This window comes from Chryseobacterium sp. JAH (assembly GCF_001507335.1).
Lineage (GTDB): Bacteria > Bacteroidota > Bacteroidia > Flavobacteriales > Weeksellaceae > Chryseobacterium.
The window spans coordinates 149283-164882 of record NZ_LMAH01000002.1; the positions used below are offsets into that span (position 1 = coordinate 149283).

Consider the following 15600-nt stretch of genomic DNA (forward strand, 5'->3'; position numbering starts at 1 on the left):
ACAATTTAGCAATTAACAAATCGCCTTCAAATGCGACCAATCTATTAAAAATAATAAACGAAACTTGAAAATCTGAACATTCGGCGTTTAATAATTTGATAATATTAAATGTATTTTTCATGATTTCATTTAAAGAATACTTATGAATCAGACGGAAATAATCAGCATGATTACAAAGAAAACCTTAGGGCTTACTTTTGTATTATCGGCAGCGGCTTTTGCCTTTGGACAGGAAAAAGTAGGTGTTACAGGAACTATTGTAGACAAGAGCAACCAGCCTGTACCTTATGCTTCTGTTACCTTTAGTCACAAAGAAAATAAACTCTTCAGTGATGCTACTTTAACAGACGAAAAAGGTCAGTACAACTTAGAATTAACACCTGGAAATTATGATATCTCAATAGAGGCAATCGATTTCAAAAAAAGTGTCGTCAATAAGCAGATTGCCGCAGCGGGAAATATTGGTGCTTTATCAATTGAAGCTGAAGGTTCTGCTACCAATTTAAAAACTCAGGATATTCAGGGCGTAACGATTACAGTTGCTCAAAAACCTTATAAAGTAGAATTAGATAAAAGAACATACGACCCATCTCAGGATATCGTAAGTAAAGGAGGAAACCTTCAGGATGTACTTTCAAATGTACCATCAGTTTCTGTGGATACAGACGGTACAGTATCAATGAGAGGAAGCTCAAATGTGAGATTCTTAATCAACGGAAAACCTTCTGCCCTTCTTGGAATTGACGATGGTGCCAACGCTTTACAAAGTATTCCGGCTGATCAGATCGAAAGAATTGAGGTCATCACCAACCCTTCTTCAAAATTCGAAGCAAGCGGAACGGCTGGTATTTTAAATATTATTTTAAAGAAATCTAAGAAAACAGGTTTCAACGGAAGTGTAATCGGAACTTTAGGGTATTTACCTCAAACGAATTTAAACACCAACTTGAGCTGGAGAAAAGGAAATTTAACTTGGTTCTTGAATGGCGGCGGCGGATATCGTGAATCTAAGAATACGAATAGAAATAATGCAACATTTTTTAATGCTGCCTTAGACAGTGATCGAACTTTCACAGGTCAGGAATCAATTACAAACAGCAGCAACAATAATTACAATGCATCATCAGGTATCGTTTATGATATTTCTGATAAAACATCTGTTAATGCTTCTGCTACAGTAAGAACTTTTGAAAGCGAAAATGTTGGTAATGTGAATTATGAATACCGCTTCTTTAAAGATCCTGGCATGTTTGTAAATAGAATGAATACGGGTTCTAACAATAATCTTGCGTTTCAGGCAGATTTAGGTTTAGATCACAAATTTGATGACAAGGGACAAAACTTATCATTATCTGCAAGCTTACAGAGCAACAGATCATACAATGATACTGACGTAAACCAAACCCAGAACAACGTCTTTGAACTGCAGAACGTAATTAATCAGACAACTAAAAATAAAACATTGGTAGGTAAAGCTGATTATGAACTGCCTATTGGTGAAAATTCAAAAATTGAGGCCGGCTACAGGTTAGATATTAATCAAAACGTATATGACAACGATGTTTTGGAAAGAACTGTCAACAATCCTGATTTTCATTTTCTGAATAATTTCACCTACAATGCGTATTACAGAGAAATTTTCAATGCCGGTTATGTACAGTTCAGAAGTAAAATTGGTAAGTTGGGTTATCAGTTGGGACTTAGGAATGAGTATTCTCAGGTTGATATCAAGTATTCAAATTTAGATTTCTATACTGATAATATTAACAGTAAGAAGACTTATAATAACTTATTCCCTTCGGTATTCTTAAGCTACGAAATTGCAAAAGACAATCAGTTTTTGGTCAACTACTCAAGAAGGATTGACAGACCGAGATCTTTCTTTTTGATTCCAAATCCTAGTTATACTGATAATCAGAATATTTTTGACGGAAATATTGATTTAAATCCCTCTTATGTAGATTCGTATGAATTTGGATACAGTATTTCTAAAGGTAAATTCACGATCAACCCCACACTTTATTACAGGCATTCAACAGATGATGTAAAAATGTTGGTGTACTCTGATTTATCAGGAGCCTTCCACACGAAACCTATCAACTTAGGAAGTGACGACCGTTATGGTTTAGACTTAAACTTCAACTGGGACGCTACAAAATGGTTGAAATTCTTAGGAAACGTGGATTTATTTGGCTATAAAACAACAGGAATTTCTAATGCTCCAGAGTTATTAGGCAAACCGCTATCTTTTGAAGGGTCAGGTTTTTCTACAAGAGCCAGATTGACCTCAACTTTTAAGATTGATAAAACATTCAGCTTCCAGCTGCAAGGTTTCTACAGAGGAGCTCAGAAAACAGAAAACCAAACTAGAAATGATATGTATGCTTTAAATTTAGGGGCATCGAAAACCATTTGGGATGGTAACGGAACAGTGAGTTTCAACATTCAGGATATATTCAATACTCGTGCAATGAGAAGTACTACCAATACGGCAGAATTTAGCAGAGATTCTTATATGCAATGGCAGCCAAGACAGTTTGCAGTATCATTGACTTACAGATTCAAGCAAGGTGAAAAAATCGAGCAGCCAAAAAGAAAGAAAGATGTGAATTCTAATGCTACAGGAGACGAACAACAAGGTCCGATGTAATAATGGAATTTAGAAAAGTCCTATAAATAAAAAAATTCCCGAAAAATAATTTTCGGGAATTTTTTTATTTCAATTTTGCCATTTCGGCTTCGTAGATTCTTTTCCTAAGATCGCTTGATGAAAAACGGTGATCTCTTTTATTATAAAAAATTTCTATACCCTTTTCCTCGCAGTAATTTTTTCCCGTGAAGTCTCTATCCATATAATCATCTCCGATAATCCTTACATCGATTACAAAAGATTTCAAAATATCTTCCAAATCCTCTTCGGTATAATACGGGATAATTTCGTCCACTGCACTTACAGCTTTGAGCTGTATGTATCTTTCTACGATAGTCTGAGTTGGTTTATTCTTCGTTGGTCTGTCATGTGATGGATCAATCTGCAATCCCACAATCAGGTAATCACATACTGTTTTAGCTTCTTCCAGCATTTTGATATGCCCTGCGTGAAGTAAATCAAATGATGAAAATGTAATTCCTATTCTTTCGGTTTTCATATAAATTCTTGGTGTAATATGAGTTAAAATTAATTTTCTCTAGATTCTAAATACTTCTGCCAATCCCATACCGTTTTTAATGTTTCTTCCAAAGTAGTTTCAGATTTCCAATTCAGTTCCATTTCTGCTTTATCTGCGTTGGCGTAAGCAATTGTGATATCCCCTTCTCTCCTATCGCAAATCTGATATGGAACAACAACATTATTAGCCTTTTCGAAAGCCTGCACAACCTCTAGAACCGAAGAACCTTTTCCAGTGCCCAAATTGTAAATATCGATCACCGTTTCATCAGAATTTTTATTGATTAAGTTTTTCAGAGCAGCAACGTGAGCTTTTGCCAAATCTACAACATAAATATAATCACGGATTGCTGTACCGTCTTCAGTCTGATAATCATTTCCCCAAACGCTTAGTTTCTCACGAATTCCCGCAGCAGTCTGCATCACATAAGATACAAGATTGTAAGGAACTCCGATTGGTAATTCTCCCAATAATGCTGATGGATGAGCTCCGATTGGATTAAAGTATCTCAACAATGAGATTTTACTTTTATAAACTTTAGCAAAATCTTTTAAGATTTCTTCGCCCATCTGTTTTGTTTTTCCGTAAACGCTTTCCGGCATTTTCAACGGAGTATTTTCGTCGATTGGCATTTCGTCAGCTTGTCCGTAAACGGTACAAGATGAACTGAAAATAAAGTTTGAAATATTTCTTTCTTTAAACTCCTGAAGAACATTGATTACTGAAAACAAATTATTTTCATAATAATCAACCGGTTTTTTCTGGCTCTCACCCACTGCTTTGAAAGCAGCAAAATTGATACAGCCTTCAATATTATGTGCATCAAAAACCTGATGCAAGAGTTCTTTTCTTTTTAAATCGAAAGGATAAAAAATAGGTCGCTTACCTGTAATCTCCTCAATATTATTTAAAATAAATTTCTCCGAATTGGATAAGTCATCCACAATAACAACCTCAAAGTTATTATTGATCAGTTCTACCACGGTGTGAGAACCGATGTATCCAAGTCCGCCTGTTACAAGTATTGCCATTTTTTTATAAGTAATATTTAATTGGTAGTGTGTAATTTTTCATTCTTCCTTTTGTCCTATCTGATTTATTTCTAATTGAAAATAGTCAACTTTAGATTTGTACTTTATAATTAAAAAAAGTAAACCCAATAATACAAAATAAACAATTGGAGGCATAATATAATCAATTGAGTCACCTCCAAAACTTCCCTCAAGAATTGATTTAATAATACTGAATGTGATTGTTGAAGAAATTAAAATCAATAATATTGAAAAAGTTAAAATTGATAATTTATTTTTCTTAATTAATAATATGAAAGATAGAGCTGAAAGCACTGTAATTATAAATATTATTAGTGAGTATAGATCAAAAACGGAATTAAGAACTACTCTATTATAAATCCCATATCCGAATGATATAAAAAAAATCACATTGACTAAAAGAGCAAGCCAATAAACAAATTTATATCTGAAAACCTTTTTTTTCATCTATTTTCCCATAAACTCCAACACAGCATCCGTAATATACTTCAACTGTTCTTCATCTAATTCTGTATGCATCGGAAGCGAAATCACCTGATCCAAAAGCTTGTCTGTGTTCACAAAATCTGCATCATTGCTTTCCTGATAATAGGCTTTCTGTTTTCTTAAAGCTACCGGATAATAAATCATTGCAGGAACTTCTTTTTCTGTTAAGAATTTCTGCAATTCGTTACGTTTTCCGTTTAAAATCCTTAAAGTATATTGATGAAAGACGTGCGTGGAATTTTCAGCTCTTTTTGGAGTCAGAATATTCTCGTTTCCTGCAAAAGCTTCGTCATAATAATCAGCTGCTTTTCTTCTTGCGTCGTTGTAAGAATCTAAATTTGGAAGTTTTTTTCTTAAAATGGCTGCTTGAATACTGTCTAATCTTGAGTTCACGCCTACTTCGTCGTGATAATATCTTTCGTACATTCCGTGGTTGACGATTCCTCTTAAACGGTGAGCCAATTCGTCATTGTTGGTGAAGATTGCTCCACCATCACCATAACAACCTAAATTTTTAGATGGAAAAAAAGAAGTAGTCCCTACGGTTGACATTGTTCCTGCATGTCGTACAGTTCCGTCTGAAAATGTAAACTGAGAACCAATAGCCTGTGCATTGTCTTCAATTACGAATAGATTATGTTCTTCAGCAATTTTTAAAATCTCCTCCATATTCGCACATTGTCCGAAAATATGAACCGGAATGATTGCCTTAGTTTTTGGAGTGATCGCTTTTCTAATCTGCTCAGTCGAGATTGTAAATGTATCGTAATCTACATCTACCAATACAGATTTTAATTTAAGCAAATGAATCACTTCTACTGTCGCTGCAAAGGTAAAATCAGCAGTAATCACCTCATCGCCTTCCTGTAAATCTAACCCCATCAAAGCTATTTGCAAAGCATCTGTACCGTTTGCACAAGGAATAACGTGCTTTACATCAAGATAAGTTTCCATTTCGTTCTGGAATGATTTTACTTCAGGGCCGTTGATGAAAGCCGCAGAATCCAACACATTAAGTACCGCATTATCTACATCATTTTTTATTTTGTAATACTGACTTTGCAAGTCAACCATCTGTATTTTTTTCATACTTCAATTTATTTTTCTAAGTTAAATGAAATCACTTTACTATTATTATTCTTTAACACAAATGTTGCGCAGCGATTTCACTAACAAATATTTTCGTAAAAATAAGGATTTTAAAATCCTTTCAAAAATTTTATTGAATTTGTTTTATCTTTATCCAAAATAAATAGATGAAAAAAATTTTATTATTTTGTTTTTTAGCAGGTTACAGTTTATCACAGGCTCAGAGCGAATTGGTTTTTGTATATTTTAATGACAAGCCCAACAAAGCAACATTTTATGCAAATCCATTATCAGAATTAACTCAAAAATCACTTAACAGGCGAACATCTTTAGGAATTCCTCTCAATGACCAGGATGCTCCTATCGAGCCATCTTTTATTCAAAATTTACAGAACTTAGGATTTACCATCATTGACTCTTCAAAATGGTTGAATGGTGTCGCTCTTACGGCCAATCAGGCTCAGGTCAATTTAATAAAAGCTCAATCTTTCGTGCAGTCAGTAGAAAGTTTTGCAAAAAACTCTTCGTTAGTTTTAAAAACTGAAACGGTCAATAAGTGGAAAAGTTTTGAACACGCTCAAAAAAATTTAACAGTCTTTAATTACGGTTCAGGATTAGACCAGATTGATCAGATTAACCTGAAGCCACTTCACCTAGCCGGATTTACTGGAACAGGCGTTACAATCGCCGTCATCGATACAGGTTTCCCTACCGTCAATACAGGTTCTGCCTTTTCAAGATTATGGACAAATAACAGCATTAAAGGAGGCTACGATTTCGTCACCAAAACGACCAATATTTATGATACGACTTTAAACGCACACGGAACTGTGGTTTTAGGTGCAATCGGTGGATATATACAAAACACCTTTGTAGGTTCTGCCCCTGATTCCGACTTTTACTTATATCGAAGTGAAAACGCTGCAGCAGAAGTTCCTGAAGAAGAATTATATTGGATTGAGGCTGCTGAGGAAGCCGACAGAAAAGGTGTTGATTTGATTACAACCTCTTTAGGTTACTCCACATTTGATGATCCGAAATATAGCTATACCTACGCCAACATGAACGGTACGACCTCTTTCATCGCACGAGGAAGCCAGATTGCAGTGAGTAAAGGAATCTTTGTTTTAGTAGCTGCAGGAAATTCGGGAGCGCAAACCTGGCATTACATTACTACTCCAGCAGATAACGCGCAGGTTTTTACCATCGGTTCTGTGGATTCTGCAGGAATCTCTTCGACCTTTTCTTCATTTGGACCTAATTCATCTGGAGCCGTAAAACCAGATGCGAGTGCAAGAGGAACTGCGTCTACAACAGTTAATAACAATATTACCACAACTGTTTCGGGAACATCAATTGCCACACCAATTGCAGCAGGCGGAGTTGCATGTTTGATACAAGCTTTTCCGAGCATGAATAGAAATACGATGCGAACACAACTAAGACAGACAGCATCACTCTTCCCAAACCATACCGATCAAATGGGCTATGGAATTTTAAATTTTGGAAGTTTATATAATTCGGTTTTGAATACTTCAGAATTGGTGAAAAGAGAAAAGATTTCAATTTTTCCCAATCCTGTACAATCTATTTTGAATATTGCCACTGAAGGAGAAGTTTTGTCTCTTGAAGTCTATGATAATCTCGGAAGATTGGTTTTAAAATCAAAAAATCAAAAATCTATTAATGTTCAGGATTTTTCTCATGGAACCTATTATCTGAAAATTCAGGTTAAGGATAGGGTTTATTATGAGAAATTTCTGAAAGATTAAATAAAAAAAGCCTTCCGATTTGGAGGGCTTTTTTATTTCAAGTTTTAAGTAAATAATTTACGCAGAATTTCTACTTGCATTAATATTACCAAACAGCGATCTTGTCACCAGCTTTTCATACGCAGCTTTATTACCTTCGCCTTTCTGAATTTTCATCAAAGCATACTGTTGAATACTCAATAGCGGAAGCACTATTTTCTCACGGATTTTTACAGACTTTCTTGATAACGGATCTTCTTCCTGCAGCATTTTAAAACCTGTAAGTTCAAGCATGATATCTTTTGAAAGATTGTATTCGCTGAAAAGTACATTCCAGAATTCACCGAATTTAGGGTTGTCTTTAATATAATAAGTCAAAGGGAAATATGACTTGTTCATGCTCATCATCGAGTTCAAAACTAAAGTTTTAAAGAAATCTGAACCTTTATATAATTCTCTTACTTCATCAAACCTACCGTCTTCTTTCAACTGCTGCATCGCAAAACCAAATCCGAAGAAACCAGGAACATTCTGTTTCAACTGCGACCATGATCCCACAAACGGAATGGCTCTCAAATCTTCAAATTTCAATTCGTTTCCGCCACCACGTTTCGAAGGTCGACTTCCGATATTGGTTTTCCCGTAATATTCGAGCGTACTCATCTCCTGAAGATAAGGTACAAACATAGGATGCGCCTTTAAATCTGAATATTTTTTATAACTGATATTCGCCAATTCAAGAATTAGCGCTCTTTCTTTTTCCGTTAAATCTTTTTTAGAATTTTTAAAGACGTCATTCTCAACTCCGGCAGTCAACAACTGTTCAAAATTATATTTTGCCTGCTCCTTGTTTCCGAAAATACTGGTAATCGTCTGCCCCTGAATCGTCAATTCAATTTTATTATTGGCAATTGTCTTTCCTTGCGATGCATAGAAATCATGTGTTTTTCCTCCACCTCTAGCCGGCGGACCACCTCTACCGTCAAAAAAGACTACTTTAATACCATTTTCTTCTGACAATTTGGTAAGAACTTCTTTCGCTTTGTAAATTTCCCAGTTAGCCTTCAGATAGCCACCATCCTTTGTTCCGTCAGAGAAACCAAGCATGATTGTCTGTTGATTTCCTCTTCGCTCCAAGTGCTGTTGATAAACAGGATTTTCATACAAATCTCTCATTACACTTTCAGCGTTATCAAGACCTTCCATCGTTTCAAAAAGCGGAACGATATCCATATTTATTTCTTCATCTTTATAACCTGTAATTTTGAAAAATGCATACACATTCATTACATCTTTTACAGCGTCAGAATTTGAAATAATATATCGGTTCATCCCACGATCTCCATTCACAAATTGTATCTCTTTCACCTGATTGACATTGATTAAGGTATCCTTTACAATATCTTCAAAATCGTCAACATTTATTTTTTCTGATAAATGAATAAGCTGATTAAATTTTTCATCATTGCTAACTTCAGCTTCACCAAATTTAGCTTTGTAGACATCATCAATTACCTGCTGATGGATTCTGCTGTCTTGTCTGATATCTAAAGTCGCAAAGTGAGTTCCAAATATTTTCACACGATCTTTGAAGTTTTCAAGTAGATCTAAGAACAAAGAATTATGCTCCTCAACCAATATCTTTTCTGCTTCATCTAATCTTTTCAGAATATCTTGGGCGGTGATTCTTTCGTTTCTAAAGATTGCAGTATATAATTCAGCGCTCAGCTGTCCCAAAACTTCTGAAACACCTCTAAAGCTCAATCTTCTTCTTACATCTTTTAAATTACCATAATACGATTTTAAAATAGCAGAGCGCAGTTCTTCAGAAACTCTTTTCGTAACATCTGCCGTCACAAAAGGATTTCCATCTCTATCTCCTCCCGGCCAGAAACCAAGCTGAATCAAATCTTCATGCAAATGAAAATGTCCGTTACCGAAAGTTTTTTTGATTTTGGTAAAAAGTTCTCCAATCGTATCATAATATACATATCTTAAATAGTGAATAATACTTAAAGCTTCATCAATCGGAGTGGGTTTTTCTTTATTAACAAAAGGTGTTTTGCCCAGCTGCTGCAAAAGCATATCAATACTGGTAATCGAATCGTCAGTGATTGATTTTCTCAAATCATGGAGAATTCGCTGAACCGAACTCGGATAAAACTGAGTCGGGTGAGCTGTAAAAACTACCTTAACTGTAAAATCTCTTAACTTCTCACGTACTTTTTCAAGCTTATGATCCTGCTGAGAACGCTCGAAAAGATTGGTCACCGTTCCGCTGTCACTTTCAGAATGTAAATTGGGAAAAGCCGCATCTTCGATACTGTCAAACAATACCACCTGTCTTTCTATGTATTGAATGATTTTAAAAAGTAATTCAAGTTTCTGATCTTCAGTCTGTAAATCTGTATGATTGGCAAAGAATTCTTCTACAATCTGTTCAGGATTCTTCCCTGCCTGATAACCTTCTTTGCTTTCTTCATAAAGAAAAGGAAGAAGCATTCCGATATTGGTCATTTTATCATAAGGCAGGCTCATAAATAATGAATTGTAGATCTGGAATTTATTTTCTACAATCTGCCTGAATTTTTCTGCGCGCTGGTCGTGTCTCATACAACAAATGTAGTAGATTTTAAATTTAATTGCGAGAGATTAAGTTTAAAAAAGTATGAAATTTTGATTTATTTAACAAAACAATTTTGTTATAAATACGTTCTTTCAAATAATTAAGCTTATTTTTATCTAATTAATGGCATACAATCACGTATTATGAATGAGAAACCCTTAAAAGAGCAAAGCATTGATGAGTTGTATCGTAATGAAGAAAAAACCAGTAGGGATTTTATAAGAAATTCAATTTTAATGATTTGTATTGTCGGAATTTCCATATTCATCACTTCAGAAAAAGGTGTAGGCTTTTTCACTTTCTTTCCTGTATTTTTCAGTTACTCTATTTTGTCGTGTTATTTTAGATTAAAAGAAATCAGAAAAGAAATCAGATCAAGAATATTACATTTAAAAGGCTAACCCAACTATTTTTTTTCAACATCTAGGGAATTCCGCTTCGGTCTTAAACATATTTTCTGTATTTTTGCTCAGCCAAAACAAGATATTTATGTTTAAGAAAATACTGACCCTATTTTCAATTATCAGTCTTCTCATTTCCTGCAAAGAAGAATGCTACACCAACCCGGAACCTGTTGTTTTTGAATTTATAAATTCTCAGGGTGAAAACCTGATACAAAATGGTTCTCTACCCACATTTGCCATTCAGGAAGAGCCAGTAAATGGAATATCAACAGGAGTTGAGCTTACAAAAACCGCAGATTTCAAAATCAAATTAGAAGGCGTGGGATCCTTCAGTGGTACCAAAAAATATCGATTCTTTTCAACGATAAAATTATTTAATTTTTCCATACGTTCATCTGCAGTAACAACAGAATGCGAAGGTTTCAAAATCGACCAGATAGAGTTTGATAGCATCAGCTCCACTAAAGAAATTAACTATTATAAAATTATTTTAGATTAAAAATACGATCATGAAAAAAAATAGTTTGTCTGATCTCGGCTCAGAACAATTGGTAACAAAAAAGAAATCCATTACAAACGCAATCTTTGGGTTCGGCACAGTGTTGCTGCTTTCGTTTTTGATATTGCTCTATTTTGCCATCGCAAATAAAAACTTTAAGCTAATTCCCATTGGTGTTGGATGTCTTCTAACACTAATTCCTCTATTCATAGCACGAAATCAGGTAAATACAGAAATAAAATCAAGAGAATCTGAATATGTTAAGTAATAAGAGGACAATGATACTATCCAATATTCTGAAAGAATCTTTAAAACTCTTTTTTATTTGAATTTATTAGCCAGTAACCAGCTCAATATAAACAATTCATTAACAGTCCGTTACACAACAAACAAATTATTTTAATCATCCAGAAGGGAATTTTACTTGACTGATAATGCTATTTTTATTTAATTTTGTCCTTTAAACCAAATTTACAATATGCAAAAGAAAATACTTTCAGATCAAAGTCTTGAAGAATTGAAACGTACTGAAAAAAAGTATAAATCAATTATCAAATTCCATATTATTTCTTTTATCATACTTATTGGGATTGCTGTTTACATGACTCTTGAGAATGATATTAGTATGTATACTGCTTTACCACTTTTATTTACTCCTATCTACATTTATTCGCTTTTAAACTTGAAAAAAGTAAAGGATGAAATCAGAGTAAGAACTGCTCACATTTTTCTTCAAAAAAGAATGCAGGAAGGTAAATAAATATTAAGAATAAATCGTGTGAATAAAAATTTTGGCTTACTGTTTCATTTTTTATTTGCCGTGGTTAATTTTGCAATCGGTATCTACTTTCTAAAAACTGTTGTTTTTTTTTCTTTTATTTTTTTCATTGCTACAGTAATTCATATCTGGTTTCTGTACAAAGAATATGATTTACGAAATCATCTGCTAGTTAACGAAAATTCACCGAGATTAGAAGAAGAACTAGAAGTTAAAAATTCTAAGTCTATCTCCTCTGTTATTATATTAACGTACTTTCTATTTTAAAGGTGAAAGAATTGAAACCGCAATTGATGATCTTGACATTACTGATGTTGAATTAAGTCAATACCTGAAATTATATCGTGAATATTTCATTAACGAGATTCAGAATCATATTGACATATTAGACAAAACAAACCCATAGTTTTAATTAAACTCAATCATATACATTTTAAGATTTCATTAATCGATATTTCGTCTGTCATTTTGTAAATTTGGTCTACAGTAAATTTATAACAATGCTTAATTTCGAGTTAAAAAATCCAACAAAAATACTTTTCGGAAAAGGAGAGATCGCTAAAATTTCAAAAGAAGTTCCTCAAGATGCCAAAGTCTTGATGATTTATGGCGGTGGAAGTATCAAAAGCAACGGCGTTTACGATCAGGTAAAAGATGCTTTAAAAAATCATGATGTTCAGGAATTCGGTGGTGTTCCTGCAAATCCGGAATACGAGGTTCTGGTGAAGGCTTTACAGTTCATTAAAGAAAACAATATTACGTATCTGCTTGCGGTGGGTGGTGGTTCTGTAATTGACGGTGTGAAATTTCTTTCTGCAGCAGCCAATTACGATGGTGAGCCATGGGAAATATTGAAACAATCTGTCAGAACTTTTGAAGGTGAAGGAATGCCTTTCGGAACTATTTTGACTTTACCGGCAACCGGCTCAGAAATGAATTCTGGCTACGTCATATCGAGAAGAGAAACTAACGAAAAACTGTCTTCAGGAGGTCCTGGATTGTTTCCTCAATTTTCGGTTTTAGACCCAGAGGTCATCAAATCTATTCCCAAAAAGCAAATTGCCAACGGAATTGCTGACGCGTATACACATGTACTAGAACAATACATGACATCACCCTCTTCAGCTGATCTTCAGGAAAGAATTGCAGAAAGTATCTTGATCAGCTTACAGGAAACCGCTCCAAAGGTAATGGCTGAAAATTTTGATTATGATGCTGCAGGAAATTTTATGTGGTGTTGTACAATGGCTTTAAACGGACTTATTCAAAAAGGAGTCATCACAGATTGGGCAGTGCATGCAATGGGACACGAGCTGACTGCTTATTATGGAATTGATCATGCAAGAACACTTGCCGTAATCGCTCCGTCGCACTACCGTTATAATTTTGAATCTAAAAAAGAAAAACTAGCTCAGTACGCAGAAAGAGTCTGGAAAATTACAGAAGGAAGTTTAGAGCAAAAAGCGGAAGCAGCCATCAAAAAATTAGAAGAGTTTTTTCACAGTCTTGAAATTAAGACTAAACTTTCAGATTATACTGAAGACTATCAAAATACTGCAGAACGTATTGAGAAGGCCTTTACAGAACGAAATTGGCTTGGCTTAGGTGAATACAAAAAGCTTACGCCACATGATGCATACAAGATCGTGGAGATGAGTTATTAGAAGCTCTAAAGTAATCATTTAAAAATTTTTTGGCAGATTAACCTTGAAATAGTAAACCTTCAGCTTTCAAAATTATATTTTTTACAAACATTAGTTTAAAAAAGCTTAAATTCATTACAAATATTACAAATTTATTTATATTTTAGCACATTGTTAAATTTGTGAAAATGAAAAAATACTTACTTTTATTTGCCTTTTCGGCCTTAGCTCTTAGTTCATGTGAAGATGATGATATTCAAAACTTTGAATTGGATATGTTAAAAGGTGAATGGAAAGAAACTAAAGAAGAAATAATCTCCGGAAAGGATAATAAAACTGTTATTAGTTCGATCGTTCCTACAGGTTGTAGCGCAAAGAGCACCACAGAATTCAGAATTGATTACTATGCAGCATATACTGCAGTGACAGGGATCGGTGCTACATGTACAAGCAGCAAAACGGAAGGTACTTATACTTACGATACAGAAACGAAAGTATTGGTTATAAAATATAATAATGATAACGAAAGACCATATAAAGTGGAAATCTTAAGTAGCAGCGAATTACGATTGATGGAAATGTTCGACAGTATCGATTACAACGGAGATCAGGTCATCGATTACGTTTATAGAAGTTATAAAAGATAAAACAACTTAACTCCCGAAAATTTCGGGAGTTTTTTATTATATTTATTTCCAATAAAAATTCAGACAACAATGAAGAAGATTTTTGCAGCATTTCTATTGCTGACCTTTACACTTATTTTTTCACAGGAAAAAAAACCAATGTTCTGGGAAGACATTCAGAATTTTAAAACATTAGATCAGCAGTCTGCTCCTCCCAGTAACGCAATTCTTTTAGTAGGAAGCTCATCTTTCACAAAATGGCAAAATGTTTCAGACTATTTCCCAGGAAAAATAATCATCAATAGAGGTTTTGGCGGCTCTAGATTGACAGATTTAAATTCCTATTCTGAAGATTTGCTTAATCCTTATCAACCAAAACAAATTATTATTTATTGTGGCGAAAATGATTTTGCTGATGATGCTCAATTGAAAGCTGATGTTGTCGTTGACAGATTGAAAGTATTTTACAAAAAAATACGTGAAAAGTTTCCGAATATTCAGGTTGATTTTATTTCTATTAAATATTCACCAAGCAGAGAAAAGCTTTGGCCCCAAATGAAAGAAGCCAATAAAAAAATTGCAAAATTCATGAAGAAAGAAAAAAATGCAGAATTCATCGACATCACAAAAATTATGAATGACGCAAACGGCAATGTAAGAAAAGATCTTTTTGTGGAAGATATGCTGCACATGACTCCGGAAGGTTATCAACTTTGGACAAAGGTCATGAATCCTTTTATGAAATAATTTTTAACCATGATAAAAAAACGACTAACCATTTTAATCATTTGTCTAATTTCTTTTTTAGGATTTGCACAAAAAAACGAAGACAAAAAAAAATTAACTCAGGAACTATCTGAGAACGCCTGTAAATGCGTGGACTCAATAGAAATATTTAACCGAAATAAATCGGATGTCATAAAAGATATTCACGGTTGTATTGACAAATATACAGGAGCGTTACAATTAGGATCACTTCTTTCAACCGTTGATGAATTATCAAAAACAGCACCTGAAGTTAATGGTAAAAAACAAGTAAATCTTAATTTTAATACTGATAAAGATTCTAAGCAGTATACAGAAAGCTATAATGAGATGGAACGGTACATGATGAAAAATTGCCCCAGCCTAAAAAAAGCAGTAAACGTCGCAGAAAGTAAAATAGAAAAGGTCACTAAAAATGAAGAAGCTTTAGACTTTTATCACAAAGCAATTGAAGCATCAAAAAAAGAAGATTGGATAGAAGCAATAAAAAATTACGAAAAAGCAGTTAAAAAAGATCCATCCTACACCTATGCATGGGACAATTTGGGAATTTGTTATAGAAGAGTAGGAGAATTTGACAAAGCTATTGATGCTTACAAGAAATCACTAAAGATAGATCCTAAAGGAAAAATGCCTTTACAGAACATCCCTATTGCATATATTTACAAAAAAGGTAATGTGGTCAAAAATAGTTGGTGATTTTGACAAAAA

The 15600-nt window shown here is 34.0% G+C and carries 15 protein-coding genes; 10 read left to right on the forward strand and 5 right to left on the reverse strand.

Translation table 11 applies throughout. The annotated features are described in order from the left end of the window. Nucleotides 1–142: 142 nt before the first annotated feature. Complete coding sequence (locus tag AR685_RS04385) at nucleotides 143–2650, forward strand: TonB-dependent receptor domain-containing protein (protein WP_059123851.1); 2508 nt, start codon at nucleotides 143–145, stop codon at nucleotides 2648–2650. A gap of 64 nt (nucleotides 2651–2714) precedes the next feature. Here AR685_RS04385 and AR685_RS04390 read toward each other — a convergent pair whose 3' ends face one another. The 4 genes from AR685_RS04390 to AR685_RS04405 are packed head-to-tail and all read right to left on the reverse strand — an operon-like array spanning nucleotide 2715 to nucleotide 5797. Beyond that, a complete protein-coding gene (locus AR685_RS04390; RefSeq protein ID WP_047442908.1) occupies nucleotides 2715–3149 on the reverse strand; it encodes an adenylyltransferase/cytidyltransferase family protein in 435 nt (144 codons plus the stop codon). Between the two features lie 29 nt (nucleotides 3150–3178). Then, nucleotides 3179–4201: a UDP-glucose 4-epimerase GalE gene (gene galE, locus AR685_RS04395; RefSeq protein ID WP_059123852.1), complete on the reverse strand. Its 1023-nt coding sequence runs from the start codon at nucleotides 4199–4201 to the stop codon at nucleotides 3179–3181. A 39-nt stretch (nucleotides 4202–4240) separates the two neighbouring features. After that, complete coding sequence (locus AR685_RS04400) at nucleotides 4241–4669, reverse strand: hypothetical protein (RefSeq protein ID WP_059123853.1); 429 nt, start codon at nucleotides 4667–4669, stop codon at nucleotides 4241–4243. Beyond that, nucleotides 4670–5797, reverse strand: coding sequence for a DegT/DnrJ/EryC1/StrS family aminotransferase (locus AR685_RS04405; protein ID WP_059123854.1), 1128 nt, complete (start codon nucleotides 5795–5797; stop codon nucleotides 4670–4672). A 167-nt stretch (nucleotides 5798–5964) separates the two neighbouring features. Here AR685_RS04405 and AR685_RS04410 point away from each other — a divergent pair, with 167 nt between their 5' ends. Next, complete coding sequence (locus AR685_RS04410) at nucleotides 5965–7569, forward strand: S8/S53 family peptidase (RefSeq protein WP_059123855.1); 1605 nt, start codon at nucleotides 5965–5967, stop codon at nucleotides 7567–7569. Nucleotides 7570–7626: 57 nt separating this feature from the next. Here the strand turns inward: AR685_RS04410 and AR685_RS04415 are convergent, their stop codons facing one another. Then, a complete protein-coding gene (locus AR685_RS04415; RefSeq protein WP_059123856.1) occupies nucleotides 7627–10161 on the reverse strand; it encodes a phosphoenolpyruvate carboxylase in 2535 nt (844 codons plus the stop codon). A gap of 156 nt (nucleotides 10162–10317) precedes the next feature. On the opposite strand from AR685_RS04415, the gene AR685_RS04420 reads away from it, so the two are divergent. The 8 genes from AR685_RS04420 to AR685_RS04455 all read left to right on the forward strand — a co-directional run bounded on the left by AR685_RS04420 (nucleotide 10318) and on the right by AR685_RS04455 (nucleotide 15588). Next, nucleotides 10318–10575 (forward strand): hypothetical protein, encoded by a 258-nt coding sequence (locus AR685_RS04420; RefSeq protein WP_059123857.1) that lies wholly within the window; start codon nucleotides 10318–10320, stop codon nucleotides 10573–10575. 88 nt (nucleotides 10576–10663) lie between these two features. Then, entirely contained in the window at nucleotides 10664–11077 is a 414-nt protein-coding gene (locus AR685_RS04425; RefSeq protein ID WP_059123858.1) for a hypothetical protein, read from the forward strand. A 10-nt stretch (nucleotides 11078–11087) separates the two neighbouring features. Then, complete coding sequence (locus AR685_RS04430) at nucleotides 11088–11345, forward strand: hypothetical protein (protein WP_047442900.1); 258 nt, start codon at nucleotides 11088–11090, stop codon at nucleotides 11343–11345. Nucleotides 11346–11555: 210 nt separating this feature from the next. Further along, nucleotides 11556–11837 (forward strand): hypothetical protein, encoded by a 282-nt coding sequence (locus AR685_RS04435; protein WP_047442899.1) that lies wholly within the window; start codon nucleotides 11556–11558, stop codon nucleotides 11835–11837. A gap of 518 nt (nucleotides 11838–12355) precedes the next feature. Further along, nucleotides 12356–13519, forward strand: coding sequence for an iron-containing alcohol dehydrogenase (locus tag AR685_RS04440; protein WP_059123859.1), 1164 nt, complete (start codon nucleotides 12356–12358; stop codon nucleotides 13517–13519). Between the two features lie 167 nt (nucleotides 13520–13686). Further along, the gene (locus tag AR685_RS04445; protein ID WP_047442897.1) at nucleotides 13687–14145 is read left to right on the forward strand and encodes a lipocalin family protein; all 459 of its coding nucleotides are present in this window, start codon (nucleotides 13687–13689) and stop codon (nucleotides 14143–14145) included. 69 nt (nucleotides 14146–14214) lie between these two features. Continuing rightward, nucleotides 14215–14871, forward strand: a complete 657-nt coding sequence (locus tag AR685_RS04450) for a GDSL-type esterase/lipase family protein (protein WP_059123860.1) — start codon at nucleotides 14215–14217, stop codon at nucleotides 14869–14871. 129 nt (nucleotides 14872–15000) lie between these two features. Beyond that, nucleotides 15001–15588 carry a tetratricopeptide repeat protein gene (locus AR685_RS04455; protein WP_165592798.1) on the forward strand — a complete coding sequence of 196 codons (588 nt, stop codon included), beginning with the start codon at nucleotides 15001–15003 and terminating at the stop codon, nucleotides 15586–15588. Nucleotides 15589–15600: the final 12 nt, after the last annotated feature.

Excerpts from the sequence above, each read along its gene's own strand:
- AR685_RS04400 (WP_059123853.1), bottom strand. The coding sequence starts at position 4,669 with ATGAAAAAAAAGGTTTTCAGATATAAATTTGTTTATTGGCTTGCTCTT.
- AR685_RS04435 (WP_047442899.1), top strand. The coding sequence starts at position 11,556 with ATGCAAAAGAAAATACTTTCAGATCAAAGTCTTGAAGAATTGAAACGT.
- AR685_RS04430 (WP_047442900.1), top strand. The coding sequence starts at position 11,088 with ATGAAAAAAAATAGTTTGTCTGATCTCGGCTCAGAACAATTGGTAACA.
- AR685_RS04445 (WP_047442897.1), top strand. The coding sequence starts at position 13,687 with ATGAAAAAATACTTACTTTTATTTGCCTTTTCGGCCTTAGCTCTTAGT.
- AR685_RS04415 (WP_059123856.1), bottom strand. The coding sequence starts at position 10,161 with ATGAGACACGACCAGCGCGCAGAAAAATTCAGGCAGATTGTAGAAAAT.
- AR685_RS04405 (WP_059123854.1), bottom strand. The coding sequence starts at position 5,797 with ATGAAAAAAATACAGATGGTTGACTTGCAAAGTCAGTATTACAAAATA.
- AR685_RS04440 (WP_059123859.1), top strand. The coding sequence starts at position 12,356 with ATGCTTAATTTCGAGTTAAAAAATCCAACAAAAATACTTTTCGGAAAA.
- AR685_RS04385 (WP_059123851.1), top strand. The coding sequence starts at position 143 with ATGAATCAGACGGAAATAATCAGCATGATTACAAAGAAAACCTTAGGG.
- AR685_RS04410 (WP_059123855.1), top strand. The coding sequence starts at position 5,965 with ATGAAAAAAATTTTATTATTTTGTTTTTTAGCAGGTTACAGTTTATCA.
- AR685_RS04425 (WP_059123858.1), top strand. The coding sequence starts at position 10,664 with ATGTTTAAGAAAATACTGACCCTATTTTCAATTATCAGTCTTCTCATT.
- AR685_RS04420 (WP_059123857.1), top strand. The coding sequence starts at position 10,318 with ATGAATGAGAAACCCTTAAAAGAGCAAAGCATTGATGAGTTGTATCGT.
- AR685_RS04390 (WP_047442908.1), bottom strand. The coding sequence starts at position 3,149 with ATGAAAACCGAAAGAATAGGAATTACATTTTCATCATTTGATTTACTT.
- galE (WP_059123852.1), bottom strand. The coding sequence starts at position 4,201 with ATGGCAATACTTGTAACAGGCGGACTTGGATACATCGGTTCTCACACC.
- AR685_RS04450 (WP_059123860.1), top strand. The coding sequence starts at position 14,215 with ATGAAGAAGATTTTTGCAGCATTTCTATTGCTGACCTTTACACTTATT.